At 59.2% G+C, this 23,141-nt stretch carries 17 protein-coding genes and 6 pseudogenes; 3 read left to right on the top strand and 20 right to left on the bottom strand.

Annotated elements, in window-relative coordinates; genetic code table 11:
• Window positions 1-61: 61 nt before the first annotated feature.
• The 18 genes and pseudogenes from ACWGS8_RS32690 to ACWGS8_RS32605 form a co-directional block, all read right to left on the bottom strand.
• A pseudogene (locus tag ACWGS8_RS32690) lies at window positions 62-425 on the bottom strand (pyridoxal-phosphate dependent enzyme); the annotation flags it as partial.
• A 96-nt stretch (window positions 426-521) separates the two neighbouring features.
• Window positions 522-641: pseudogene (locus tag ACWGS8_RS32685) on the bottom strand (exopolysaccharide production repressor protein); the annotation flags it as partial.
• Window positions 642-694: 53 nt separating this feature from the next.
• A complete protein-coding gene (fdxB, locus tag ACWGS8_RS32680; protein ID WP_454584801.1) occupies window positions 695-1,009 on the bottom strand; it encodes a ferredoxin III, nif-specific in 315 nt (104 codons plus the stop codon).
• Complete coding sequence (locus tag ACWGS8_RS32675; RefSeq protein WP_454584800.1) at window positions 1,006-1,206, bottom strand: CCE_0567 family metalloprotein; 201 nt, start codon at window positions 1,204-1,206, stop codon at window positions 1,006-1,008. Before ACWGS8_RS32675 ends, fdxB begins: the two co-directional genes overlap by 4 nt.
• A gap of 89 nt (window positions 1,207-1,295) precedes the next feature.
• Window positions 1,296-2,162, bottom strand: coding sequence for a universal stress protein (locus tag ACWGS8_RS32670; protein ID WP_454584799.1), 867 nt, complete (start codon window positions 2,160-2,162; stop codon window positions 1,296-1,298).
• 275 nt (window positions 2,163-2,437) lie between these two features.
• Window positions 2,438-2,917, bottom strand: coding sequence for a NifX-associated nitrogen fixation protein (locus ACWGS8_RS32665; protein WP_454584798.1), 480 nt, complete (start codon window positions 2,915-2,917; stop codon window positions 2,438-2,440).
• Between the two features lie 16 nt (window positions 2,918-2,933).
• Window positions 2,934-3,434, bottom strand: a complete 501-nt coding sequence (gene nifX / locus ACWGS8_RS32660) for a nitrogen fixation protein NifX (RefSeq protein ID WP_454584797.1) — start codon at window positions 3,432-3,434, stop codon at window positions 2,934-2,936.
• Complete coding sequence (nifN, locus tag ACWGS8_RS32655) at window positions 3,400-4,782, bottom strand: nitrogenase iron-molybdenum cofactor biosynthesis protein NifN (RefSeq protein WP_454584796.1); 1,383 nt, start codon at window positions 4,780-4,782, stop codon at window positions 3,400-3,402. The genes nifX and nifN overlap by 35 nt, the downstream gene beginning before the upstream one ends.
• Window positions 4,783-4,790: 8 nt before the next feature.
• Window positions 4,791-6,281 carry a nitrogenase iron-molybdenum cofactor biosynthesis protein NifE gene (gene nifE, locus ACWGS8_RS32650; RefSeq protein WP_454584821.1) on the bottom strand — a complete coding sequence of 497 codons (1,491 nt, stop codon included), beginning with the start codon at window positions 6,279-6,281 and terminating at the stop codon, window positions 4,791-4,793.
• 46 nt (window positions 6,282-6,327) lie between these two features.
• A complete protein-coding gene (gene nifK / locus ACWGS8_RS32645; RefSeq protein ID WP_454584795.1) occupies window positions 6,328-7,869 on the bottom strand; it encodes a nitrogenase molybdenum-iron protein subunit beta in 1,542 nt (513 codons plus the stop codon).
• 121 nt (window positions 7,870-7,990) lie between these two features.
• On the bottom strand, window positions 7,991-9,493 hold the full coding sequence (nifD, locus tag ACWGS8_RS32640; protein ID WP_454584794.1) for a nitrogenase molybdenum-iron protein alpha chain: 1,503 nt from the start codon (window positions 9,491-9,493) through the stop codon (window positions 7,991-7,993).
• Between the two features lie 87 nt (window positions 9,494-9,580).
• On the bottom strand, window positions 9,581-10,474 hold the full coding sequence (nifH, locus tag ACWGS8_RS32635; protein ID WP_454584793.1) for a nitrogenase iron protein: 894 nt from the start codon (window positions 10,472-10,474) through the stop codon (window positions 9,581-9,583).
• 84 nt (window positions 10,475-10,558) lie between these two features.
• Window positions 10,559-10,900 (bottom strand): hypothetical protein, encoded by a 342-nt coding sequence (locus tag ACWGS8_RS32630; RefSeq protein WP_454584792.1) that lies wholly within the window; start codon window positions 10,898-10,900, stop codon window positions 10,559-10,561.
• 1,007 nt (window positions 10,901-11,907) lie between these two features.
• Window positions 11,908-12,631, bottom strand: a pseudogene (locus ACWGS8_RS32625) (LLM class flavin-dependent oxidoreductase); the annotation flags it as partial.
• A 150-nt stretch (window positions 12,632-12,781) separates the two neighbouring features.
• Window positions 12,782-13,096, bottom strand: a pseudogene (locus ACWGS8_RS32620) (SDR family NAD(P)-dependent oxidoreductase); the annotation flags it as partial.
• A gap of 165 nt (window positions 13,097-13,261) precedes the next feature.
• Window positions 13,262-13,474 (bottom strand): annotated as a pseudogene (locus ACWGS8_RS32615) (nuclear transport factor 2 family protein); the annotation flags it as partial.
• Window positions 13,472-14,055: pseudogene (locus tag ACWGS8_RS32610) on the bottom strand (cytochrome P450); the annotation flags it as partial. The pseudogenes ACWGS8_RS32610 and ACWGS8_RS32615, both read right to left, overlap by 3 nt.
• A gap of 126 nt (window positions 14,056-14,181) precedes the next feature.
• Window positions 14,182-14,874 carry a nitrogen fixation protein NifQ gene (locus ACWGS8_RS32605; protein ID WP_454584791.1) on the bottom strand — a complete coding sequence of 231 codons (693 nt, stop codon included), beginning with the start codon at window positions 14,872-14,874 and terminating at the stop codon, window positions 14,182-14,184.
• 933 nt (window positions 14,875-15,807) lie between these two features.
• On the opposite strand from ACWGS8_RS32605, the gene ACWGS8_RS32600 reads away from it, so the two are divergent.
• Both ACWGS8_RS32600 and rpoN read left to right on the top strand, forming a co-directional pair.
• Entirely contained in the window at window positions 15,808-16,413 is a 606-nt protein-coding gene (locus ACWGS8_RS32600) for a redoxin family protein (RefSeq protein ID WP_454584790.1), read from the top strand.
• A 2-nt stretch (window positions 16,414-16,415) separates the two neighbouring features.
• Complete coding sequence (rpoN, locus tag ACWGS8_RS32595) at window positions 16,416-17,837, top strand: RNA polymerase factor sigma-54 (protein ID WP_454584789.1); 1,422 nt, start codon at window positions 16,416-16,418, stop codon at window positions 17,835-17,837.
• A gap of 175 nt (window positions 17,838-18,012) precedes the next feature.
• Here rpoN and ACWGS8_RS32590 read toward each other — a convergent pair whose 3' ends face one another.
• Both ACWGS8_RS32590 and ACWGS8_RS32585 read right to left on the bottom strand, forming a co-directional pair.
• Window positions 18,013-19,905, bottom strand: a complete 1,893-nt coding sequence (locus ACWGS8_RS32590; RefSeq protein ID WP_454584788.1) for an ABC transporter ATP-binding protein — start codon at window positions 19,903-19,905, stop codon at window positions 18,013-18,015.
• Window positions 19,905-21,737: an ABC transporter ATP-binding protein gene (locus ACWGS8_RS32585; protein ID WP_454584787.1), complete on the bottom strand. Its 1,833-nt coding sequence runs from the start codon at window positions 21,735-21,737 to the stop codon at window positions 19,905-19,907. The genes ACWGS8_RS32590 and ACWGS8_RS32585 overlap by 1 nt, the downstream gene beginning before the upstream one ends.
• Before the next feature lie 1,013 nt (window positions 21,738-22,750).
• On the opposite strand from ACWGS8_RS32585, the gene ACWGS8_RS32580 reads away from it, so the two are divergent.
• Complete coding sequence (locus tag ACWGS8_RS32580) at window positions 22,751-23,071, top strand: iron-sulfur cluster assembly accessory protein (RefSeq protein WP_454584786.1); 321 nt, start codon at window positions 22,751-22,753, stop codon at window positions 23,069-23,071.
• The last annotated feature ends 70 nt before the right edge of the window (window positions 23,072-23,141 follow it).

Raw genomic sequence — 23,141 nt, 5'->3', positions numbered from 1 at the left:
CGCCCAGATGGACGTAGAGGACATTCGAACCTTCTGGAAAGAGGCCTTTCCGGATATCAATGATGATGCGGCTCAAGAGAATGTTGCCGACTCGGTCGTAGACGTCATCCTCATGCGGCACCCAGATCTCCTGTACCAGGAGGCATTTCATGCCGATCTTGGCGGCGACCGCTGCGACCATGCGTGTGTGGTTGCACTGCACGCCGCCGTGGTGACAAGCGTGTCGGCATTTGACGCGATCGCGTCAGGGACGATGTATTCGAGTTTGCGGAGCTTGTTTCCGCCGAATGCGAGACCGGAGTTGCCGTCGTCGCGTTTGGCGTAGATGCCCACCTTTCCCCCCAGATGTTGGCCGGACGGTCGAGCTTCTCGATGGGGGGGGTCGGGCCAAAGGTGAGCGGGTGGCGTTCGAACTTTTCTAGCATGTTCTCTCCGGCGGGGGGTTCCTTGCCGCCGTCCAAATGCTTGGCCTGTTGTGCAGTGCTGCCAGGACTGGCAGATCGCCAGAAGAGAAAGAGCACGCTTGCGAAATAGCCGGCCTGGAGAAAGAGCGCACAAGTGAGCGTCTTGACGACTGCCGATCCGACGGATTGCGAAGCGAGATAGACAGCTACAGCATTGATGGGCAGGACCACCGCCATGATGTGGCAAAACATTCTGAGGGGCACCGACGTTCTCCTGTTTGTCAGGCAGATCAAGCTGCGGCGTTGTCGGCCGCAAGATGGGTCTGGCAGTTCTTCGGACAGACGCGAGCGCAGGCTCCGCAGCCGATGCAGCGGCCGGCATGGTCGACGACCATGATCATGCGATTGAGCTCGCCCTCGAAGTCGTCCTCGTCATCGCAAACGCCCAGGATTTCACCCGCGTCATCGACGCCGTAAAGATGCATGACCTCGCGCGAGCAGACCTTAAAGCAGCGGCCGCAGCCGATGCAGGTCTTGCCATCGATAAAGGTCAGATAGTCTGGCATCCATCTGGAGCCGTCGCGGGTAACGAACGGGCTGGTCATCGTAAATTCTCCCAGGCTGCGAGTTCTCTCCTTGCAGCGTCCAACTCGGCAAAAACGTCGAACGTTTTCTCCGCGGTCTTTATCTTGCGCCAGCCGACCGGGAGGTCCTCGGCAAGGTCGTGCAAGTCCATCTTCGCGGTTCCCGCGCGCGATTGGAGCTTGCGGACTTTCTTTTGCAGTTCCTCAAGGTCCGACATCCCTTCCTCCGAATCGGTTGCACGGCGCGACCTCCAGCCGAACCGTTTCGGCCAGGCTCGATTGCTTCGTGCGACAAAAGCCTCGATCTTCAGCGCGCCACAAACAGCGGCAATAGCGGCTTCTCAACTATCCATCTGGTCACACCGCCGAAGACCCGCTCACGCAACCGGCGGTGACCATAGGGGCCCATCACGACCATGTCGGCGGACGTGTCGATCGCGTGCTGCGTCAGGGCTGTGGGCAGCGACTGGACGGGCCTGGGCAGCCGGTCGATAGCCACCCGGATACCGTGCCGGGCGAAGTAGCCGGCGATGTCGGTTCCCCGCCCGGGGCGGTTTGCGTCCCCGGTTGCTTGCGGATCGAGCAATATGACACGAACATCCTCTGCATCGGACAGCAGAGGCAACGCTTCCCGAACGGCACGCGAGGTCTCGACTCGCGAATCCCAACCAACCAGCATGCGCCGCGGCCTAAGAGAAGCCTTGGCGCCACGCGGCACCAGAAGCACCGGCTTTCCCGATTGGAACAGGCTACCGTCAATAGCAAGAGGCCCGAGATCGTCGTCATCGAGAAGCGAGGGTCCGATGACTGTCAGGTCCGCAAGGAGGGCCCGCCGCCGCACCAGGTCACCGACATTGGCCTTGTCGCAATAGTCGGTGTCCACGTCACAGCGAGCCCACATGGTTTCCAGCAGCGAATGGATTTCCTTGGACCGTTTTTCCAGTCTGACGATATTCTGTGAAAGGGTATCGATTTCGCGAATTCCTCTTTCCAGTCTGGCCACGTCCGGTGTGTGCTCAGGCCAGACGCCCGCGCCGTTCGGCCGACGCTTGGAAAATTTTATGACCAGTACGGACAGACATGCGCCAACCTCGGCACAAAGGTCGGCGGCGGTTCTGACGTCCCGATCGGAGTGTTCAACTTCCGTGACACACAACACGGTTCTAAAAGCCATTTGAGTGATCTCTCCTAGTATTCTTGTACTTGTATTCGAAGCTGCACCATTTACTTTCAGCAGTAGAGACTTGGACGATGGCAGCGCATTCGTTCCATTGTCTGCCGCCCTGTTCATCGAGAGCGTAGCCGGCCAGTTCGTGGCCCGTTTGGGCTGACGCAGGTGCCAGACCTGCCGTGCCCTTGAATTCCCTCCCAGGGTCCGGCGCGCCGGCGGCTCCCGAAGTTCTTCTGCACTCCTCAAGGTTCTGGACATGATTCCTCGAATGCGTTGGGTCATGCCCGGGCCGCTTCGGGATAGATTTCGATGGCAAAGATCGCATCGTCGACCAGTTTCGTACCGGCCTCGGCAAGCAGTCGGAACGTCTCGAAGCCGAACCGGTGAACGTCGCGAAGCGTCTTCGACAGAACCACCAATCGCCCGGCCGTGAGAAGCACGCGCCCAAAGCCCTCATGGCTAATTTTCATCATGGGCGATGCCATCAGGCCGGCGCGCTCCTCGATTGCAAGCCCGACAGCGGCGTAGTAAATATCGAGTCTCCACAGCACGTCCGGATCAGGATCGCCGATGATTGGGATTTCACGACGCTTTTCCTTGGTGACAATGAAGTCGGCCAGCAGCTCTGGGTCCGGTTTGCCTTCCCATGAACCGTAAGAGTCCTGCGCGCGAACCAGCCGCACGAGGCACCTGACGAAAGGCGTGGCAAGCGCCGCCTCGTCCTCATTGACAGCAGGGATGACCGCCGCATCAGCCATTGCGTATCTCCTCGTTTCAATCTTCGTCGTCTTCGAAGAACGGCTTCTTTCGGGGAACGCCGGCGTCCGCTAACACCTTGCGGAGCCACGGCGGAGGAGCCTTCCTGAGCATCTCCTGGGTTCGCGACAGGACGCCAGCGATGGGTTCAGGGCGCTGCACTTTGATCGGATGGATTTTTGCTGCAACGAGCCTGGCTGCGGAAGGCCCGCCGATCGCCAGACAAAACAGGAGATGGCAGCCTTTCAATGCCGACACTTTTGGGGCGATGCGGTCATTGCCCTCGGTTCGATGCGTTCCGCTTTCGTCGGAAACGTCATCGAACGCCACTGCTTCCACGAAATTCCATTCGGCAGGCGTTACGTCGTAGACGGCAAAGCGCTTGGCCGATCCGAAATGGGCGTTGAGGTCCTTCAAGTCTTGCGTGGCGATCGCCACGCGTAATGCGCCGGCTTGCCTTTCTGGCGGCAATGCGTGGACCTCGTCAGTGACGAGCGAGAGGCGACGAAGCGAGGTCATTTGGCATTTCTCGGTTGCGGAATGGATCAAGGGTCTCAGGGCTCGGCGCATGCTGGTTGGCCTGGAAGATGTTGGCGACCTCGAAGATGAGGTCGCGCGTCCCCTGGTAGAGGATTGTGGACTTGTGCTGGCTGCCGAGGCGATCGAAGATGGGGAAGCCGACGCGCATGAGCGGAATGCCAAGGCGCTGTGCCGCCTGGCGCCCGTGGGAATGGGTCACAAGAAGGTCAGTGCCGGCAGCAAGAGTTTCCAGATCTCCAAGATCGCCGACCTGCACCAATTGCGTCGGAATTTTCTCAAGAATCTTTGACCTATCGGTCGTGGTCACTGCGACCGCGATTTCGGCGCCCATACCGATGAAAAAGGTCGCCAGCTGGTAGAGATGGTCCGGTTCGGCAGCGATCGCAATTTTTTTGCCGCCGAAATGGAAATGTCCGTCGAGCAAGGCATCCTGCAATTGAGCCCGACGACGGCGTATCTTGGCCGGCACCGCCGCGCCCGAAATCGACGAGAGAAGCGAGACAAGCCGATCGACGGCCTTCAATCCGGTTAGGGAGTGAAACAGCATGTAAGGCACTCCCGTCAGCCGCCGCAGCGCGTCTGCAGAGCAGCGCATATGCTCGCCAATGGCAATGCAGTGCGCCGCCGTGCCAAGCCCGCGAATGTCCTCGACGCTGGTGCCGCCACAGGTGGTGGGAATCCAGCGGTCCGGCACCGTACCATCGAGCGAGCCGGAGACGTCCGGCAGGATCACCGGCTCGAGGCCGAAGCTTTCCACCATCTCGCGCAACTGCTCGATGTCGGCCACGTTGACGTTCCAGCCGGACAGGATGGCGATCTTCTTGGGCTTCCGCACCTGCTCGCCGGGCCGAGTCATGCCTTCGATCATCGCGGTAACGGCCTTGGCCCAGCCCTCTTCGATCGCGCCGTCGAAATCCGGCGTGTTGGCCAGCATGATCTGCGTACCCGTGAGCTCTTGCGCACGCTCGAGCTTGATGCTGGCAATGTGGCCTGCGAAATCTTCGCCACGGGTTTCAGTCAGCGCCGTGGTGCAGACCCCAATCAGCTTTGGATTGGTGCGGGTCTTGAGGTTAAGGATCGCCTCTTCGAGATGCTCGGCGCCGCCGAGGATTGTCGCCAATTCATCCATCGCCGTTGTTTGCAGGGGCACCGCTTCCTTGAAATGCCGCACGAAGAGCACCAAAGCGAAGCTGGTGCAGCCTTGACTGCCGTGGAACAGCGGAACTGCACCATCGACTCCGAGAAAGGCGAACGCGGCACCCAGCGGCTGTGACGACTTCAGCGGATTGACCGCGGCCGATTTGGTCTGGGCAAGAATGCTGGCCATCGGTTTCCTCAACCCTGGCCGACGGCCTTGGCCGTGGTGTCAGCAAATTTCTGGGCTGCGCGCCCCGTCGAACTGGCGCTGGTTGTGCTTGTGAGGTCATCCTCCACGGCAGGATGGCTATCCCACGGGGTCGGCTCGCGCACCTGGGACCAGATCGGGTTGTGAATGGCGAGGTCGATCTGGCGTATGAGCTCAACCATGCCGTCGTAGGCCGCATAGGGGTGGTAACGCTCCTGGTTGATGTCGAGCCAGGGTGTCCTTGCCTTCAGCGCGACGAATTGCGTGCGCCCGCCCGACAGCATGATGTCGACCTTGCCCTGTGCGAGCAGGGCGTAAAGCTCGCGCGGTGCCATGGACTCGAAGATCTGGTTCTCTTCCTTTAGCGTCTGTCTGATGCGCTCCTGGTCTTCAACGGTCGATTTCTTGACCGACGTTCCGACGATCTCGATGCCGATCTCCATCAGCGCATTGACGAGCGACCAGGACTTGACGCCGCCGGTATTGAGCAGCACGCGCTTGCCTTCAAGCCTTGGGCGGTAGGCGGCGAGCTTCTTCCAGGCAAGCGCCTCCTCCTGGGCAATCAGCGCCTCGGTGCGATCGACAAGTTCCGGGTCGGCCCCCTTCCTGACGAGCAGATCAGCGATGTTGCGAAGTGCTTGCGAGGTGGCGGTGATGCCGTAGAAGGAACCCTCGAAGAACGGGATATCCCAGCGCTCCTCCATCTTGCGGGCGAGACTGATGAGAGCGGTCGAGCACACTATCATCGCTGCCCGGGCGCGGTGCGCGCAGGCGATATCGAGATAACGTGCGTCGCCCGGAATGCAGGCGCGCACGCGGATGCCGAGTCGATCAAGGAGTGGCTTTACCTGCCAGAACTCCCCGGAGAGATTGAACTCGCCCAGGACGTTGATATCGCAAGAGCCGGCATCATCGGGTTCTGCGGTGCCGATGACGTGGTCGAGCAACGCCTCGCCGGCGAGTTTGTTGCCGAGATTTTTAGAGCCGACGAAGCCCGGCGCATTGATCGGCACCACGGGCAAGCCGAACTTTGCCGCTGCATGCTTGCAGACGGCATCGATGTCATCGCCGATCAGCGCGGTCACGCAGGTGGAGTAGACGAAGATCGCCCCCGGCGCATAAGCTTGGCTGATCTCGCGAATGGCCTTGAAAAGCTTGCGATCCCCCTGCCCCATCACGACGTCGAGTTCGGTGAGATCGGTCGTGAAGCTTGTGCGCCACAAGGCCGACCCGGATGACGTCGCGCCCCGGTTGTCCCAGGAGTTGCCCTCGCAGGCGAGCGGCGCGTGGATCAGATGCGCCACGTCAGTGATGGGCTGCAATGCAATCTTGGCACCGTCGAAGGCGCAGCCTCCGGCTGCAGCTCCCGGCGTCAGCGGCTTGGAGCAACCCACTTTGCGCGTTTTGGCATCCTTGCCCTGGTTCTTCTCGCAAGCGGGCTCGCTGAAGACGTCTCGCAGTTTGGCATTGGGCAAGAACATTGCGCCGGTCTCCAAAAGTCCGTCCGGACGGTGGCTGGCCGCTGCTTTAGCGGGTCAAGTCGAAGGAATAGTCCGTCACGCCCGTCTCAATCGTCTCTCGGTCGAGCTTGTCGAAGATCTTGTCGAGGATCGTCGTCAGCACGCGCAGTCCACCCTGATAGCCTATGAGCGGGAAACGGTGGTGATGATGACGGTCGAAGATCGGGAACATCAGTCGGATCAATGGCGTGCCCGTGTCACGCTCCAGATACTTGCCGTAAGAATTGCCGATCAGCAGGTCCACCGGCTCTGTAAAGAGCAGAGAGCGCATCGCCCATAGGTCCTTGCCCGCCCAGACCTGGGCCTCCTTGCCAAAGGAGGAGGTCGCGAGCAGCCTCTTCATCTCAGCTTCCCAGGCACTGGTGCCATTGGTAGCCAAGCAGTGGGTCGGCTCGCCGCCTGTCTCCATGACGAAGCGGGCCATAGCGTGAACGAAGTCCGGGTCACCATAGATGGCGTATTTCTTCCCGTGCAGCCACGACTGGCTGTCGGCCATCGCATCCACCAGGCGTCCACGTTCGAGGCGGATCGCCTCCGGGATTTCTTTGCCGGATATCTCCGACACCCTCATCAGAAGCTCGTCGGTGGCTTCGACCCCGATGGGATAGTGGAAGGAGGCCGTTGTCTGCCCGACTTCCTCGCAATATTCCAGCGTCTTGCGGGTGTTGTAATGTTGCAGCGACAGCGTTGTATCGGCGTTGAGTGCCGCTTTCACGTCCTCGATCTTGGTGCCGCCGTCATACATGCGAAATTCGCCGTCCGACGGGGTGTCATACTGATCCGAAGCGTCCTGGATAAAGGTGTAGGATACACCCATCAGATCCAGCAGACGCTTAAGCTCGCGATTGTTGCCGACGCAGAAGCCGTCGAAACCGGGGATGATGTTTACGCTGTTGGCGACTGCGGAGCGTTGCTTCCCCTTCCAGAAATTTTCCAATACACCCTTGACCATGACATCATAGCCATCGACATGGCTGCCGACGAAGGCTGGGGTGTGTGCGTAAGGCACTTCGAAGTCCTGCGGGACTGAGCCTTCCTGCCTGGCATTTTCGATGAACGAATGTAGATCGTCACCGATCACCTCTGCCATGCAGGTGGTGGAGACCGTGATCATCTTCGGCTCGTAGAGCTTGTAGGTGTTGGCGAGCCCGTCGATCATGTTCTTCAGGCCGCCAAACACCGCTGCGTCCTCGGTCATGGAGGACGAGACCACCGACGACGGCTCCTTGAAGTGGCGTGACAGGTGCGAACGGTAGTAGGCCACGCATCCCTGACTGCCGTGGACGAACGACATGGTGCGTTCGAAGCCCGCGGCGGCGAACACCGCGCCAAGTGGCTGGCAGGCCTTCGCCGGATTAACGACGAGCGCCTCGCGAGCGAGGTTCTTGTCGCGATATTCCCAGGTTTTGGTGAATTCGCGTTGGTCCGTAACGATGTGATCCGGATGCGGACATTCGAAATTCAGCTTCTTTGCGGCGAGCATCTGCCTGTATTCCGGCTCGCGGAACAGAGGAGCATGATCGAGAACTTTTTCGGCCGATTGCGGCATGATTACCTCTATTGATCTGGCGGCGCCATCCGGCGGCACAGGGACTTCAGGATGTTCGGGTCTCCCGCGAATCAAGGACCGCAGGCGCTCGAGGCCTCGCAGGCGATGCGAAGCAAGGTTCTCATTCGGCTGCGATGGCCGCCGACGGCGCGGGTCTGTTCTTCCAGGGCGCGTCGTAGAGGTCCCAGACCGGGTTGTTGATGGCCATGTCCATGTCGCGAGCGAAGATGGCGAAGCCGTCATATCCGTGATAGGGGCCGGAATAGTCCCAGGAGTGCATTTGACGGAATGGTATTCCCATCTTCTGGACCGGGTACTTTTCCTTGATGCCGGAGCCGACGAGATCAGGACGGATCCCCTCAATGAACTTCTCCAGTTCGTAACCAGTCACGTCGTCATAGATCAGCGTGCCCTCGTTCACGTAATGACCGGTGCGCTGATAGTCGTCGTTGTGTCCGAATTCGTAGCCTGTCCCGACGATCTCCATGCCAAGGTCTTGGTAGGCGGAGATCACGTGCCGAGGGCGCAGGCCACCAACGTATAGCATCACCGTCCTGCCCTCGAGGCGCGGCCAATACTTGTCGATGACCGCTTCCACCTGCGGGCGGTATTTGGCAATCACGTACTCGGTTTTTTCCTGGATCTCCGGGCCGAAATGCTTGGCGATGGTGCGCATCGAGGCTTCGATCTGGGAGGGTCCGAAGAAATTGTACTCCATCCAGGCGATGCCGTATTTTTCTTCCATGTGCCGGCAGATATAGTTCATCGATCGATAGCAATGGATGAGGTTGAGCTTGGCTTTCGGCGCGCGCTCGATTTCGGCGAGCGTAGCGTCACCCGACCAGTTGCCGACCACGCGCAGGCCCATCTCCTCGAGCAGGATACGTGATGCCCAGGCATCACCGCCAATATTGTAGTCGCCGATGACGTTGACATCGTAAGGGCCCGCCTCGAACTCATTTTCCTTCTTCTCAAAGACCCAGTCGCGGATTGCGTCATTGGCGATGTGGTGGCCGAGCGACTGCGAGACCCCGCGGAATCCCTCGCAGCGCACCGGCACGATGGTTTTTTCGTGCTGCTTGGCCTTCTTGCGCGAGACCGCTTCGATGTCGTCGCCGATCAACCCAATCGGGCATTCCGACTGGATGCTAATGCCGTTGTTCAGCGGGAAAAGCTCCTCGATCTCGTCGATGATCTTTTCCAGCTTCTTATCGCCGCCGAAGACGATATCCTTTTCCTGAAAGTCCGAGGTGAACTGCATCGTCACAAAACTGTCGATGCTCGTGGTGCCGACATAGTAGTTGCGGCGCTGCGACCAGGAATATTGGCCACACCCGACAGGCCCATGCGAGATGTGGACCATGTCCTTCACCGGCCCCCACACCACGCCTTTGGAACCCGCATAGGCGCAGCCCCGGATCGTCATCACACCGGGAATGGACTTGATGTTAGATTTGACGTCGCATTCGGAGAATGGCTCCGCCTCTCCGGCAACCTCGTGGCTGCTGGTAGCGACGCCCAAGTGTTTCTTGCGCCGCTTTGCCGTCTTGTCTGGATATCGCGATAGCACGTCCTCGATGAGCTTGGTGTGCAAGGCGCCGTCATTTTGGGAGTCAAGGCTCATAAAGCTGCCCTTTTTGATGTTCGTCGTCTGGCGCCTGGTAGACGCCGTTCGGTGAAGGCGCCGGGATACCCGGCGCCTTGGGCGGGACTATTGAGCGGCCGCAGGTGCGGCTTCCTTTGCCGCAAGCTCGGCAAGCATCTGCTCCTCCGTCTTCATGATGCCGAAATCGAGCAGCATGTCTTCGAGCTCTTCCATGGTGATGGGAGTCGGGACGGTGCCTTGGCCGCCATTGGCGTGGATTTTCTCGGCAAGGGCGCGGTATTCCCCGGCCTGCTTGGAGTCTGGCGCATATTGGATCACCGTCATCTTACGCAGTTCGGCGTGCTGGACGATGTTGTCGCGCGGTACGAAGTGGATGAGCTTGGAATTCAGCTTTTTCGAGAGAGCCTCGGCCAGATCGAGTTCGCGGTCGGTCTGGCGCTCGTTACAGATCAGCCCGCCGAGACGCACGCCGCCCGAATGGGCATATTTCAAAATACCCTTGGCGATGTTGTTGGCAGCATAGAGCGCCATCATCTCACCGGACATGACGATGTAAATTTCCTGAGCCTTATTCTCGCGGATAGGCATTGCGAAGCCGCCACACACAACGTCACCAAGCACGTCGTACGAGACGTAGTCCACGTCTTCGTAGGCGCCGTTCTCCTCAAGGAAATTGATGGAAGTGATGACGCCTCGGCCTGCGCAACCGACGCCCGGCTCGGGTCCGCCGGATTCGACACACTTGATGTCCTTGTAACCGATCTTCAGCACGTCTTGGAGTTCGAGGTCTTCGACGGATCCTTCCTGTGCGGCAAGGTGGAGCACAGTGTCTTGCGCCTTGGCGTTTAGGATAAGACGGGTAGAGTCGGCCTTAGGGTCGCAGCCCACTATGAGAATCCTCTGCCCGAGGTCGACAAGGGCAGCGAGCGTATTTTGGGAGGTGGTAGACTTCCCGATGCCCCCCTTTCCGTAGAATGCGATTTGACGCAAACGCGACATGTAGCTTTCCTTCCTTCGTTCCATATAGTGGGGCCAATACGCGAATGACCGGTCGGCAGATCACGTGCCGCTCCTAAGAACGGATCAAAACTCGTGCCAACCTGCGTGGTGCCGACCTGAAGAAAAATTGGCATTTGTTTTCAGCTGTCTATCCTCATGCAAGACGGCTGATATTGGCCAAACACCTATGTCGCGGATCCGACAAAGCCTACATAGGTGTCGATTGGTTATGTAGACAGTGACCCACAGCCACAGTTCCGCAATCGACAAACCCCTGACAATGGCCGCGTGGATGTTCACACCATCATTGTAAGAGATGACCATCTCTACCAAAAACCGCACATGGCCGGTGCGCGAGAGCCCGTCCGGGCTGGTTGAGTCGCTTGCCTCCACCAGCAGGATCATCGGCTGCTCAGGCGCTGGCATCGAACCTATCATCTCCTGTTGCCGCGGCCGTTACTGGAGCCGAGGGTCGTGACTTCGGACGCAGACGATTTCGCTCTCACACCCAGCAAGCCCATGGCACGTTCAGGCAGATGCAATCGTGGTTGTCCTTTATGGGATGATCATCTGCTTGGGTTGTGGCGTCATGGTTCTCATCGTCTCTCGGTGTCGTGGCCGTTGCCGAGTCCGATTGATCGACTCCGGACAGATCTCGCTGTCACAAGAAAGCCCAGCAAGCCAATCGCGGTTGCCGCTGAAAAATGGTCCTCTTCATTTCTGTCTCCGTTGATCAATTTGGGAACGGCAGATCGGGTCCATGCCACTCTGCCGGCTTTGAGCCGCAGGATGGGGCGAGCCTATTTGACGAACCTACGCACCGCTGCTGACGACATCCTGACGGAGCAGCCATCAGGGGCCAGGCGGACCGGAGCAGATGCTCTGACTGATCCCGGCCACCGACGGCAAGGTCTCATTCCGATGGAGAGAGCTAATCGTTCAGAACCGAGGATCGGGGGCGCACTTCCCCAGCCCTAGAAAGCAGCGGATTCTTTCGCCGAACCCAAGAACACCGGCCGGATCAACGGAGGCATCTTGGGCGTCGTCGCTTAATGCCGTGCATGTCCCGGGTGCCGGGTGGGCGTGGGCGCTGGAGCCAAGCGGTCGTTGACTTCCGACGCAAACGATGTCGCTGTGATAAACAGAGCGAGCAAGCCAACTGCAGTGGCCGGCAGCAGGAAGGACCTCTTCATTTTCTAACTCCTGGTCAAATTGGAGATCAAAGTCACCCTGCCTGCTTTGACTCACAGGCGGATCACCACGGCCTCGATAGAGATCGTTGCTGACGACACCCTGACGAACTGGGCCATCACGCCGAAGGTTGAAGCTGGGTTCCCATTCCCGCCCGTGAAATTGGGGCGCGCTTGGTCGAACCAAGAGCGACGTCGTTCAAAAGGAGTCTGTCGAGCCCAGCCCCACGCCAGCACAGACTAATTCAATTCAGGCCCTTGCGAATTTGAAACCCCGCAGCATCGCAACAGCGATATCCTGGCGTGGGCGGCATTCTTGGCCTCGCAAGCCGCCTTCGATGCTTTCGCGCAGCATCCGCATTGTCTCCAAGCCGCTATGGAATGCCGTGACAAAAAGATTGTGTCCCTCACGATAGGCCCGGCCCAAGCTGGGCGCGGTCCCGGCAGCAATCCAGATCGGGGGATCGGCTTCTGAAGGGTGCGTAACGAGATCGCTGTCGGCGGTATCTTCTCATACTGGCCATTGTGCTCGAAGATCTTTTGGTTGAGGCCCTTCAGAAGAATATCCAAATATTCAGAAAAATACAGCTGGCGTCTCATCGACATCGAGGCCGAAACGCTCGAACTCGAACTGCTGGTACCCCGAGCCGACTCCGAGCTCGAGGCGGCCGTTCGATACGACGTCGGCGAAGCCGATCTGGGAGAGGAGGCGCTGTGGCTGATGGAGCGGGAGAACGCACACGCCGGTGCCGAGCCGAATGGTGTTCGTCACACCGACTCAGTGCGCCACCATCATCAAGGGCGACGGAATCAGGCTGTAATTGTTGAAGTGGTGCTCGGCGAACCAGACGGTGTTGAATTGAACCTGCTCGGAAACCACCGCCTGTCTAATGGAGTTGCGGATCACACTGCTGGACGATTGATGATAGCCCCGTTGAGCGGCCAGCATGAATGTCGCGAATTCCATGATGGTTCCTTGTTTCACGGACGTTGGCTGAGCGGGGGATGCTTGAGATGTGCGTCGAGGCGTTGGCCGCGGTGTCGACGCTGTGTTGGTGGTCGTTCAGTCCACCACACTGCGGTAGGCCGCTTCCGGTCGGCGATCGTAACCCGGAAGAAAGGACTCGATACTGGTCTCGACAGTGGCATCCATGGTGGGCCCAATAGCAGCGTTGTTGACGAGTACGCCAATCTGCGCGAACTGTGCTTCGACCCGGCGGTAAAGCGCAAGGATGTCCTCCTCCTTCGAGACATCGTACTCGGGGCCGATATGCGGACGGCCGAGACCGCGGGCGAGTTTAAGCACCCCACTGCCGGGAAGGTCCACCGCAACGACGACATCTCCACCTGCAGCAAGGGTATTCGCCAGGACATGGCCGATCCCGCCTGCAGCGCCTGTAATGATCACGATGCGTCCTGCCAGCCGGTTCATGAGCCATCGCCGCCATCGGCGCCACCGATCTCGGCCCCTGCGACGCCAGGCGTCGGAAGGATCTCCGCCCAAGTGGGCCAGGTCCGCTCTGGGTCACGAATCTTCTCCGCAGCAAGGCGAGCTGACAGGCTTTCGCCGGAGAGGGGCTGGGACATCGCACCACAGTCACAGTCTTTTGCCTCGGCCGCGGCGCGTGGTGAGCGCGTAGACCGGGTCGACTGGATGCGGTGCTCCGATCGGCTGCCGGGGCCCGAACCGCTCTGGCTCGAAGCCCGCCGGCGGGATCTGCTCCTCCAGCCAATCGTAGACCACCGTCCGTTCGGCAATCCGCCATGCCCCTTCCCGCTTCTGAAATAGATCGCAATAGCGGCCGCAGCGGACAGCCTCACCGTGGAGGAGATCCTTCCCCCAGCCGACGAATATGTCGAGTCGGTCGTCGGACAGCCCGAGAAAGCGAAGAAAGATGTTGACCGCGAAAGGGAAGGCGAAATCCTTCATAACATCGCAGCTTGTGTCCGAGGCGGCGATCCTGTCGATGAGTACGGTCGCCCGCTCCCGGATAGCGGGTTCCAGCGCTCTTACCCGCTGGGGCGAAAACAGTGGTTGAGGAGTGAACGAAATTTGCCATGAGCCGGTGGGTCGAGTTCGAGTGGGATCATCGGCCAGTTTTCGCCGAGCGCGGAGGCGAAGATGCTGCGGTAGCTGGAAAAGGTTTCGGTGTCCTGCAGCACGCTACGCTGGTCTCTGGCGCGCGTGATGACCCAGGTACCCCGGCCATCGCGCGTGTTGTGTGGGGCGTAAAAGATCGGCGGCCCGGTATGGACGCAGGCCACGGCTGCGTGGGGATCCCCGTTGGCCGTGGGTGGCATCCCAGGCGACGTGAACAGGCTGAAGTCCCTTACCAGTTCGGGCGGGATATGACCTGGAACAGGATTGCTCGCAGCTTCGCTTTTCTTCATCTGACGCCTCCTTGGGGCCGTATGGGGTTCGGCCTCCCGCTCGAGCGCACCGTCACAAAAAGTGCGAAGGGATGAACCTCCCTCTCCCAGCAACCGCTGGCGGCGTAGCTCTGAAGGAAGCGGCTTTCATTCAGACCGATGTCGTTCCCGGATCCGCGCAAGGCCGCTTTCGTCTTCTTCGGAGCCAAAGCAGCTTTCGAAATCATTGCATTGGCGGCAACTGGGCGCGGTGCATATTGAAAAGCCATCAGCCTCGCAGAGCATACGGTACAGGTATTTCTTCCATTTCATGTTCTTGGTGTTGCCGGCTGCCAGTGTCGGGAAATGCGTGGCGAGCAAGCGGCTGAGTTCGGCCCGGTTGAAAAGGCCAAGATCCTGCCAGAGATGGTCATCGCGCATGGCGCGCCGAGCGATGATTTTGGCAAACTGGGCGCTCGCCGGGTCTTCCGGCCGGGCCTGCGCCAGCAGCAGGTCGCGGAGCAATTGTTCCTCCATCTCCGGCTCGACGTCGGTCGCCTCTTCCAAGGCGAAGGCACTGGAAGGGACATGCGGGAGACGGTCGGTCAGGACATCACGCAGTTCGGCGCGCGAAAGGCCGGTTGCCTGTGTCGCAGTCGCCTCGCCGGCATCGATCTCCTCGAGCGCTCTTGAGAGGACGCACGCAAGGACATGTTCATCGAACCTGACCGCCGGATCAATCGAAGGCCATTGAACGGCGCCAGGCGCGTATTGGTGTAGAAGCCGATCAGGCCGATAGGGCGTTCGAACTCCGCCAGTGAGGCCCGGTTTCCTAACAATGCCCTGAGACTGACCTGACATTTTGCTTCCCTGCTTCGTCCCTCGGTGGCGACGTCATCCGCGACTTGGAAAGCCTGCGTCCTACCGCTCGTGGTGACGGATTCAAACGGCGTGCCAACTGGGGCGCCAACGACACAACGGGAACCCTAGAAGGCATTTCTCGTGACCTTATTGGGAGCGCGGCAAGAAGCGGACGACACGAGCATAACCAATTCGACAAACCCGACACTGCGGTGTCCGTTTCAGCATCCTCAGGAATGGTGGACAGGATTCTGCGCAGCAGACGCGGAATTGCCCGAGCCATCCGACTGCCCTTGTCCGATGTCCGACATGCGACAAGGCATATTGGAACCGCCAGCTTGTTTCAGAAACGATTTCCCCCTTGGCACGGTAAATGCGTCGATATCCGCAAACGCTTCACGGACTAAGGAGATGAGCCTTGCTGCAAGCCCAATGGCAATGTGGATGCGGCCTGCATCCTGCGCATTTCGCTATGCCGCCGGCTGCGCGCGCTTTGCGCGCCACCGCCGTTATTGACCGTGAGGCAACACATTTCCGGTGCGTTCAGAGATCGGCGGACGTTTGCGGCGGTTTGAGAGTCCGCCGGACGATTCAATTGGAGCGTGGCGACCATGCCGGTCAAGAGGTTGTTGCTTTCGATGGATATCGCTGTGTCCGTCGCGACATCCATGTTGACGTGACGGAACCGGCACCTTTTGCGCGAGGACCAACCGTTCCTCATCGGTTTCCCCTCCAACGGCATGGCCGCCGAAGGCGTGCCAGAGCATCCAGGTCAACCACATTGCTGTTGTCGGATGCCGAAGAGCAGGAACCAGGGCTCCCCGGATTGGGAACGCCCATGGCCTTCATACTCATGCCCGGTTGGCGGTCGGCGTTGTGTCGTCCCAACACCGAAGTACCGCACCCGTTTCCCTTTTTTGAGGAGCAACCTTGATGATCGTGAAAAATAAGATTCCGTTGGTAACCTTTCGCACGCGTATTCGAGATGACTCTATTGGCGGGCCGAATCCATACCGTTGGGATGACAACACATCCGACGACTATTTCAGAGGCAAGCGCGTCATCCTTTTCTCGCTGCCTGGGGCCTTCACGCCGACTTGCTCGATTTACCAAGTGCCGGATTTTGAAGAGCTCTATGATGAGTTCGAGAAAGAGGGAGTTGAGGCGATCTACTGCGTCTCGGTCAATGACGTCTTCGTCATGAATGCGTGGGGCAAGGCCTTGGGGCTGAGGAAGGTTCAGCTCATTCCGGACGGCTCGGGCGAGTTTACGCGCAAGATGGGTATGCTGGTGGCCAAGGACAATGTCGGCTTCGGTATGCGCTCCTGGCGTTACGCTGCACTCATCAACGATGGTGTCGTGGAGCAATGGTTCGAGGAGGAAGGTTTCTCCGATAACTGCGAAACCGACCCCTATGGCGTCTCGTCACCGCAGAACATTCTTGGCATCCTGAGGGGCGTTAAAACCACGGCCGCTGTATGGCCTGGTGGAGTCAACGTCTCAGGACCAGTTGCGCACAGACCAGAGGCGTTGCGGTAATCATGAAGCCTTCAGCAAGTCTGCTTCAGAGCCAGAAGCAATCTCTGGTCCTCACACCTCAACTCATTGAGTCGATTCGCTTGCTGCAACTGGCGCACACGGAACTGCGTCAATTCGTAGAGCAGGAAGTCGAGAAGAACCCCTTTTTGGAGATGACCACAAACGACAGTGAGGCTGATGGCTCGCCGATTTTGGGGGAGGACCCGCTCAGCGGCGAACGCGAAACCGTTGTTGATAGGCCTCTCAGGGCGGAGTCTTCGGAGCGGCTAAGGCAACAGAAGTCAACGCGTGACACACCCGCTGTCGGGCTCGGGGAAAACCTTTCCGCGGAAACGTTTGTCGCCAATCCCGAAACACTGCACGAACATGTCGCCCGCCAGATCGCCCTCACCGCGTTCAACCCACAGGAGCGGATGATTGCCGGCGCGCTTGCCAGTCATCTGGACGACGCCGGCTATCTTCAGGTGGACCTTTTGGAGCTAGCGGAAATGCTAAACCTCCCGGTGGCTGTTGTGGAAAGGGTTCTAGCAACCTTGCAGCTTTTTGACCCACCGGGGATATTCGCGCGGGGCCTCGGCGAGTGCCTGGAAATACAGTTGCGCCAAAAAGACCGGTTCGATCCAGCCATGGCAACTCTGGTCGACAATCTGCAGATGGTTGCTGACCGTGACTTCAAGGCATTGAAGCGGCTCTGCGGGGTCGATGATGAGGACCTTCTAGACATGCGGCACGAACTGTGTGCGCTCGATCCCAAGCCTGGTCATCGATTCCAATCAGGGGGACTGGAATCCATTGTACCCGATGTGTGGGTCCAGCCATCCGCCGAAGGTGGATGGAATGTCGAACTTGATCCTGACACGTTGCCCAGGGTGCTGGTCAACCATAGCTATTTCGCCGAGGTGTCCGGGCTTACCGCCCAAAACCCGAAGGATCAGACATTCCTAAACGAATGCCTGGAGAACGCGAACTGGCTCGTCCGCAGCCTCGATCAGCGCGCCAGGACGATCCTCAAGGTGGCCGCTGAAATTGTCCACCAGCAGGATGCCTTTTTGAGACATGGCGTGGACTATCTGCGGCCCCTCAATCTTAAAACCGTCGCCGAAGCAATCAATATGCATGAGTCGACTGTCAGCCGGGTGACGTCGAACAAGTACATGCTCACGCCGCGTGGCGTGTTCGAAATGAAGTATTTCTTCACCGTCGCGATCGGCTCTTGCGAAGGCGGCGCCCCCCACTCCGCCGAAGCCGTTCGCCATCAGATCAAGGCGATGATCGCCGCGGAAGAAGCCGTGCTTTCCGATGAGGACATTGCCGTGCGGCTGAGGGAAAACGGCATCGACCTTGCTCGCCGCACCGTCATGAAATACCGGGAGGCAATGAACATCCCCTCCTCCGTGCAACGGCGCCGGGAGAAGCGTGGCTAGCCTTGATCAAATCTGCCCGCTCGTCAGCGGCGAAAGCTTCACCATCCACGTCGATGGCGTTCTTGATTGGTGAGAGGTGGCTGTGGCGTTTGTCCGGCCGAGGTCAGTCACCCGGCGTGCGTTCGCTCCCCCGCTGACCAGTTCCTGGCAATCCGCGTGACAGCTGCCCACGGCATCAAGTCTGTTCCCCCCTTTGCGCGGTGACACCGGGATGCTCCTCGGGAAGGGTGTCGAACGACGCATAATTGAGGTTGTACATTTTGAAGTAGTGTCCGCCCATGGCCATCAGCTGATCGTGGTTGCCGGTTTCGATCACCTCTCCGTTCTGCAGCACGATGATGTGGTCGACATTGCGGATCGTGGCAAGACGGTGGGCAATCACCAAGCCAGTGCGGCCTTCAAGAAGCTTTGTCAGAGCCTTCTGGATCAGCATTTCCGTGAAGCTGTCGATATTGGCGGTCGCCTCGTCGAGGACGAGGATCTTGGCATCGGCAACGAGAGCGCGTGCGAAACTGATGAGCTGGCGCTGACCGAGCGAGAGATTGCCGCCGCGCTCGCCCAGAGGGGTGTCGTAGCCGCCGGCCAGGTTCACAATGAAGTTATGGGCGCCGACAGCTTTGGCGGCTTCGATGACCTGGTCGCGCGTCGCGTCCGTCCTATGGTAGCGGATGTTGTCGAAGACCGTCCCCGTGAAGAGGAACGGCTCCTGCAGGACCATGGCGACCTGCCGTCCGAGCGAATCCTGGGTCAGGTCGCGCACATCATGTCCACCGACCAGCACTTGGCCGCGCTGCACATCATAGAAGCGGTGAACGAGCGCCATGACGCTCGATTTGCCCGAACCCGTTGGGCCGACCAGGGCGACCGTCTCGCCGGGGCTGATCTTCAAGGAAATGTTTTTCAGCACCGGATGTTCGGGATCGTAGCCGAAAGTGACATTCCTGAATTCGACCGAACCGTCCATCTGCGGCGAAAGCGCCTTGGCGTCCGGCTTGTCATGAATCTCGATGTCCAGGTCGAGCACCTCTGTCAACCGTTTGCCGGAGGCCATTGCGCGTTGCATGACAGAATACTGCAGCGTGAGCGACCGGATCGGGTCGAAGAAGCGCTGGATATAAAACAAGAATGCTATCGTCACGCCCACATCAATGCGGTCGTTCACGACCTTTGAACCGCCCACGACGATGGCGGCCATGGCAAGGCCTGTGAGGGTATCGACGATCGGTACCATGATCTGGGCGTATTTGGCCGCTGTCAGTTGGGTCTTGAGGTTGGCACGGGCCTTGTCGTCATATAGGACAAAATTGACCTGCTGGCGATCCATGGATTGGACGGCCCGCACGCCATGAATGGCCTCGGCCAGCGCGCCATTGGCGGCCGAATTGGTCTCAGTCGCTGCCATGAAGGCAGTGCGGGCGCCCGGCAGCCAGAAGATGCGGACCATGAAGAGGACTGGCAAGACCGAAAGCGTAAGCAGCGCCAACCATAGGTCCAGCCACAGCATAACGACGACGATGCCGGAAAGAAGTGCGATATCGCCCACCGAAAGCACTGATGTCTCGAGAAATTCTTGGATTGAACTGACATCGCCCTGGAGTCGCGACATCAGACGTCCGACCTCGGTCTGGTCCATAAAGGAAAGCGATACCTTCTGCAGATGGCCGAACATGGCGCGTCGAATGTCGAAGAGCACACCCTCGACAATCTTGCCGATCACGCTCTGTTGCATGTTGCTGGCAGCGTAATTGGCCAGAATCGCGAGAAAAAAGGCGCCAGCGGCCGCAAGCAGCGCAGAGCGATCGCGGCTTGTGGCGTGCTCGACCGCGTAGCGGATGATCAGCGGGATGAGAAGCTGCACGCCGGTGCAGATCAGGACTGCGACAACGGCGATAACAGCCTTGATCCGGTAAGGTTCAACGAATGCCCAGATCCGCCGGACAATGTTCTTGTCAAAAGCCTGTCCGAACACCTCATCTTCGATCCGATGCGAGCCGACGACAGCGCGCGGCGGACGCATGCCGTCGCGGATATCGTTGCGTTCGCTTTCACCTTCGACGATCTGGGACATCAGTTCGCGCCGTTGTCATCGCGTGGGCGCGTCTGGAGATTGTGAAGGGCCTGGTAGCGCCCTCCCTTGACCAGAAGCTCTTCGTGAGTGCCACGTTCGACGATCTCGCCATTTTCAACGAAAAGAATTTGATCGGCGTGCATGACGGAAGACAGCCGGTGGGAAATGATTATCGTCACGCGGTCTTTGGCGAAACGGCGCATGGCGGAGCGAATGCGCTGTTCGGTAGCGGCGTCGACCGCTGCGGTCGAGTCGTCAAAAACAATGACTGATGGACGCAACATTATCGCGCGGGCAATTGTGAGACGCTGGCGCTGGCCGCCCGAGAGGGAAACGCCACGTTCGCCCACGACTGTCTTGTAGCGAGCGGGCAGGCCCAGGATGTAATTGTGCAGCTGGGCGGATTGGCTTGCGCGTTCGATCCGCGGTTCGTTGGCCCAGGGGTCTCCATAAGCGATGTTGTTCTCGACCGTTGTGGTGAACAAGAACGGATCTTGCTGCACGACCGCGACCGCCCTGCGAAGCGAGGAAAGGGTAATGTTGCGGACATCTTGCCCATCAACTGTGATGGTGCCGCCGGTGACATCGTAAAAACGCGGGATCAAGTGAGCGATTGTCGACTTGCCCGAGCCGGGTGGACCGACGATAGCGACGGTCTCGCCTCTGCGGGCCTGAAAACTGATGTTCCGCAGGATCTGGCGGTTTTCGGCGCCAGGGTAGGCGAACGAGACATTCTCAAAACGCACAGTGCCCTCGCTAATCTCGAGGGGGCTAGCGAGGGGGGCATCCTTGATCGTGATGTCCAGGTCGAGGAAGCCGAACAGGCGCGAACCGCATGTCGAAGCGCGAGCGAAGGCGTTGACCATCAGCCCGATTTGGCGGACCGGCATTTGCAGGACGGTCATCAATGACAGGAACGTCATGAGCGTTCCGACGCTGATGTGATCGTCGATGACCTCGTTGCCGCCAATCCAGAGGACCAGCCCCATGGCAAAAAAGAAGGAGAAGGTCATCGCCGCAGTGTTGCGCGCTTGGATGTCCACGCGTTCTTGGGAAAGTGCGAGCGCACTCTTGGACGCTCGATCGAACTTCAGCATCTCGTACGCCTGCGCAGAAAAAGCGCGGACAACGCGAATGCCGCAGAGATTTTCCTCCATGACGCGGCTTAGAACCGCAAGCCGCCCTTGCAGTTCGAACCAGGTGGCGCGCAGCGTGAGCTGGCTGCGCGATGAGCGCCAAGCGACGAACGGAACAAAGCTCAGCGCCAGAATACCTAGCACCAGATCGGTGGAGAGCAGAATGTAGGCGCCAATGCCGATTAGCATGGCCAGTAGCACGGCGCGGACCAGTGCTGTGGAGAAATACCAGCACACGCCTTCGACATCGAGCATGCAGACTGTGATCAGATCGGCTGAATGCCCCCGGTCATGAAAGGAGAAGCTGAGGCGCTGGATCTTCTCATAGCAGGCGAGACGCAGCTCATAGGCGAAGTGATGCCCGACCGATTCGGCAAAGTAGTTCTGCGCCAATGTGAAAAGGCCACGTAGCACACTGAGTGCGAGCAGCAGGAGGCCCCATACCCAAAGCGCTCGTTCGAACGTACCGCCGATCCGGAGCTGATCAACAACCCCACCGAGCACTTCAGGAATGAGCAATTGGAGAATTGCAGCGATGAAAGTCGATCCAATCGCGAAGGCAACCTGCCGCCGGTGCCGCAAATTTATGCATGTGATACGTGTGAGCGTGCTCAGGCCCCGGCCCCAAACCGCCGCCGCCCCATGCGCGAGCGAATTCCTCGGACCGGTTGCCCCGCCATCAGCATGACTGTCCACGGGCACAACTTCTAGATCTGGTTGCTTCTGCTTTGGTGAGCTAGGGGGGCGGCGGACCGGAACAAGAACCTGCTGGAGGATGTTTACCCAAGGTTGGCGTTCCACTTTGTGTGTCCCCGGCCGTTGGTGTGGTGAGCAAGCAAACGGCTGAGCTCGGCCCGGCTAAAGACGCGAGTGCTTCGGCAGGTTGTTGCCCCCTCTGGGTGGAATGATCTTGCAACCGGCGGGTCGCCGGGCGGGCATGCGTCGCCATCCAAATCGGAATCGACACCTTCCAAGGCGAAGACTGAAATGAACAATGGAGGAAACTGCGGGGCAGGACGTCCCGCAGTCCGCTTGAGACCAGTTGGCTCCATCGTCGTCGCCTCGCCCCCGGCTATCCCGACGTCAACCAGTTCGCTGCCGGTCTCGGGGCGATTCCGAAACGTCGACGCAGAAGCTACGGTGTGCCGATGGAGTGGCCGGTGGCTCGCAGCTGACGATCAAGATATTTTGCTGAAGATCGACAATGGCGGCGAACGTGTTTTGGGAGGTGGCCAATATAAATGCCACGTGGCCCATTGAATGGGGATCTGAGGCAGACCTGACATGATGTTGTCCTTCTTTCGTTGCGATGTCACGGGTGACATGAATGGCGGTCGCTTTCCTGCCGCCTCGCGACGAGGGAGCATCAAAAGCCATGCCAATTGCGTCGAAAGACCTGACAGAACAGATCCTCATGTTATTCAATAACTTGAAGGGGCCTAAGAGGACGCTGGCGGACACGCGATGATCGACAAATCCGACAGTCGGTTTGTTTGGTGCCCAGCATTTCTAGAGGAAGAGCGGAGGCGCAGGAAAAGCCCTGCCCACGCCATCGCATCGGCTGCATGTTGTGCGATATCCGACGATTTACGCCATGCGACGTGCCGGGCTAACAACATTGCAGTGTTTTAGAAAACAACTTTCTCCTTGGCACGGTACATGCGTCGACATCGGTGAACGCATCGCGCACTCGAGGAGAAAGGCGTCCCATGATCACGCTCACCGAAAATGCTGTCGCCGCGGTGAGGACCGCGCTTTCCCAAGGCAGCGAGCCTGCGGAAGGCCTGCGCATCAAGGTCGAAGAAGGCGGCTGCGCGGGACTGAAGTATCTCATGGGCTTGGAAAGCCTTGCGCGTGAGGGCGATGCGGTCATCGAGACAGACGGCGTGAGGGTGTTCGTGGACGTAGGCTCGCAACCCCATGTCGCTGGTATGACGGTCGATTTCGTCACGAGCTTCGAATCCTCTGGCTTTGTCTTCGATAACCCGAAAGCACGGGAGAAATGCGCTTGTGGGAAGTCCTTCGGCTGATTGCCTGAGAGACTCGTCAACGGCCGGGTCTTGCCCAAAGCGCGTGTTTTCGGTCAGTCAAGGAGAGCTT

The organism is Mesorhizobium sp. 43Arga, assembly GCF_053714255.1.
Note: the sequence above shows the minus strand (reverse complement) of the source record. Positions and strands in the feature narration are given on the sequence as shown.